Origin of the sequence: Corallococcus praedator (assembly GCF_003612125.1) — a bacterium.
Taxonomy (GTDB): Bacteria; Myxococcota; Myxococcia; order Myxococcales; family Myxococcaceae; genus Corallococcus; species Corallococcus praedator.
The window spans coordinates 1-412 of record NZ_RAWI01001242.1; the positions used below are offsets into that span (position 1 = coordinate 1).

The following is a 412-nucleotide window of genomic DNA, read 5'->3' on the forward strand; positions in this document are numbered from 1 at the left end:
GACAAGTGATGAGCAAAATTCTCTACTCACTCCTCACTTTTTGCGGCAAGCCGCAGCGCGATCGCTGCCCGTGCCTGTTCGCGATCGTCAAAGTGAACTTTCTCGGTTCCCAAAATCTGATAGTCTTCGTGACCTTTTCCAGCAATTAACACGCCGTCTCCGGGTTGAGCCTGTAGGATAGCTGCGCGAATCGCAGTTGCGCGATCGACCTGTACAAGCGGTTCAATGGTGTCGGGAATTCCAGCTAAAATATCTTGCAAAATTCGCTGTGGATCTTCGGTGCGCGGATTGTCGGATGTGACGATCGCCCAGTCTGCTAGCTCAGCCGCGATCGCGCCCATCTTGGGGCGTTTGGTGCGGTCGCGATCGCCGCCGCAGCCAAACACGCAGATCATCCGACCGGAGATAAATG

At 54.9% G+C, this 412-nt stretch carries 1 protein-coding gene; it reads right to left on the bottom strand.

Features of this window, described 5'->3' with window-relative positions; genetic code table 11:
- Positions 1-26: 26 nt before the first annotated feature.
- On the bottom strand, positions 27-412 hold a 386-nt coding region (locus tag D7Y13_RS50205; protein WP_279637217.1), incomplete at its 5' end, for a glutamate ligase domain-containing protein.